Genomic DNA, 3238 nt, shown 5'->3' with positions numbered 1-3238 from the left:
TCGCTTGTATACCTTCTTTTGGTTAACACCATTTCAACACCTCTTTCCTATAAGTTTTTTTCGGATCTGGGTGTCTACTTTCTTAGGGGAGGATCAAAATTCAAAAAGACTATATTAAAATATGGGCAAAATTAAATCCAGACTTTAAAATTCACATTTGGTATGATTCCGAAAATTTGTTTGTCCACGAAACAAATAAACTTATCAAAGAATATTCTCCATTAACTGTGATAGATAAAAAAAATGATCTATATTATGAAAAAATTCTTGCCGATAAAATAATAACTGTTCAAAACGCTCTATTTGAAAAATTAATATCAAACAAATCGACAAACTCAAAACTCACATTAGATCAAGAAAGATTAACTTTTATTGAAAAAGTTTTATATAATAAAACAGACGTTTCAATTGAAAAAATAAATTCCATCATTGAAACAATGAATAAAGATATAATTTCTTTAAAAAATGATTTTTCAAATATTGATTTTAAAGACATAAAAAATGAAAAACATAATTGGACTCTTAAAAATAATTATGAACAAGAATTATATCTTAGAGGTAATTTAGCAGGAGCTAGTGATAGCGCTCGCGTAGAAATTTTAGCAAGTAAAGGTGGCATTTATATGGATGCTGATATTTTACCTGCATTAATGCCTTATAATCATTTTATGAAATATAATAAAGATGAAATAAGTAAAAATTATCTTAAAAATAGTTTTCGTTCGTTATCTCTCATTTTTTATGAACAATTATTTAATTATAACGTAGATTTTTTACCATCAAGAGCAATAAGTAATTTTTATTTAGAAAAATTTTTTGACCAATTAGATTACAATAATTCTTTAAATACAGAAGCAAAAATTCATATAAAAAAATTCTACAAAACGAATTAAATAAACTCAAAAATATAAATAATTTAGACTCTGTATTTAGTAAAATTAAGGAAGTAAAAATAAGAGAAGGAGAATATCGAACCGCAGAAGATTCCAATAACTTTATCGCTTCTCATCCAGCCACAAAAGATTCTGATTGGATCCAATTATTCAAAAATAAAATTAAAGAGAATTATCTAAAGATAAATAATTATGAAAAAAATAATCCGAATTTATTCTATACAAAAAAACCAAATTATACTCTTATCAATAATAAAACTTATGTAAGACCAAATTTAGAATCCGTTAGAGAATTTAATGCTCAAGCAATATATTATAGATACGACACGATAATGACCGATAGTAGAGCGACCATATCAATTTCAGGTCCAGGAGTTGTGCATTCTTTGCATGAAGAACTATTCCCTGAAAGCTTAGTAAACAATCGTGATTTTAAAAAAACAACTATCATTGAATCTTTATCTGAATTTAAAGTAAATAATAAAGTATTTAATAACGCTACAGAAGAAGACGCAAAATCTTCTTGGGCTAAAAAATCAATCGCTAATGGCGGAGGTTATTATCCTCCAAGAAATTTGATATTCGAATTAAACAATGATAATAATACAAAAAATGCTGCTAATTATATTTATAATAAAGAATTTTTAACAACGAAACAAAAATATTCTACTAAAAAAGTTTCATTTATAGATAATAATAATCTAAAGATCAAAGAAGAATTAAGCCAATATGGAAAAGAAAAGCTAAATATTTATCTTGTGGGACATGCGGAATTACAAAACAATTCTATTACAATAGGAAACTTAACTCCAGAAGAGCTAGCAAATAGACTTTATGAAATTACAACAATAAATGATAAAACAATAATTCATTATATTGATATTATAAGTTGTAATCCAACTGGAAATATAAATGATACTAAAAATATAGAAAATTTTGCGCAAATTTTATTAGAAAAATTAAATCATTTAGAAATGCCAATAGATATCATTTCAGTAAGAACTGGCATGATTAAAATTGATTCCAATGGAAATGAACTGTCAAAAAATAATTATGGTATTTTTACAAATGCAAATAATGAAAATAAATTATATGTCATTCGAAAATCTGAAAACGAATTTTTATCTATAAATACCAATGAAATAGAAAAACTTCTTCATACTGAAAAAATATCTCGATTCAATAAATTTAGTAATGTAATAAAAAACATCATAAGTAAAAAAACAGATGCGCTCGGAAATTTTACAACTACGATTCAAAAATTAAAAAACTCCTATCAAATATCCATAAAAGAAGAAGATATTTTAAATGCAAATTCATTTGATCAAAAATCATCCTTATTTAATAAATATTATCAAACTAAATATAAAACGTCCCTAAGTTCTAAAATTGCAAAATATTCATTTAAAGGTATTGAAAAATTTACAAATACAGCGAATAAATATAATATCTTTATGAATTTCATTAATATGCCACAATCCCTATCCATCATTCAACAATCTTTTAAAAATGGATTTATTGTTGAAGGAACACGTGATGCTTCAAACTTGATAATGAATAATGCTGATTTAAGCTTAGATCTTTTAAAATATTCTAAATCAAATGAATTTTGGATGCAAAATAAAAATGTATTTCATGGAATTACAAAAACTCAAATAGGATTAAATTTAATCTCTTCTAGTCTAGAATTTTGGCAAGCTGCCGATTTATTTAAAGCTGGTAACTTAACAGATGATGAAAATAAAAAATTAGACATTTATGTCAATGCATCTCTAACAACAGCAAGAGCAGTAAGTTCATTAGGCACTGCTTTGCTTTTACCACTATCAGCAAAAGCTGGTCCTATTGGTGCTGCTATTGGTTATACTATTATGTTTTCTCAAGGGGTTTATAACTCTGTCCGCACGGCAGAAGAATTAAGACGCCTAGGCTTTAATGAAAACGAAATTACAATGAAATCTATTTTAAAGTTTTTTGGTCATTACGAAACATCTGAAGATCCAGCTTATATCACAAAAATTGAATCGAATAAACTCATAAATGAAATCATACCAAATATATTAGATTTAAAAAATAAAGATTATTTTGAAAATTTAAATCGAACAGGTAAAAATAGTTTATTCTATTTCAAAAAATTAATTTATCCTAAAGTTGATCTTTATATCCCATTTACATATGAGACAAGAATCATAGCATGTGCTTATGGAGGTTGTGGCATTTCAAGAACCCCTGGTAATCCTATTCCAAATAAAAGTCACTCTTGTTTAACAAACAATTCTTATATAGGAAATGATGTAAATATTAATTTAAAAAATGAAATTTTAAGTAAACACAATCAATCTATA

At 25.5% G+C, this 3238-nt stretch carries 2 protein-coding genes; both read left to right on the top strand.

Annotated elements, in window-relative coordinates; all coding sequences use genetic code 11:
• Nucleotides 1-92: 92 nt before the first annotated feature.
• Nucleotides 93-893: a TcdA/TcdB catalytic glycosyltransferase domain-containing protein gene (locus ACIQ56_RS16005; protein WP_397602039.1), complete on the top strand. Its 801-nt coding sequence runs from the start codon at nucleotides 93-95 to the stop codon at nucleotides 891-893.
• A gap of 332 nt (nucleotides 894-1225) precedes the next feature.
• On the top strand, nucleotides 1226-3238 hold a 2013-nt coding region (locus ACIQ56_RS16000), incomplete at its 3' end, for a C80 family cysteine peptidase (protein ID WP_397602038.1).

This window comes from Silvanigrella sp. (genome assembly GCF_044369315.1).
Classification (GTDB): domain Bacteria; phylum Bdellovibrionota_B; class Oligoflexia; order Silvanigrellales; family Silvanigrellaceae; genus Silvanigrella.
The sequence above is the reverse complement of the archived record's forward strand: the minus strand, read 5'-3'. Positions and strand labels throughout refer to the sequence as shown.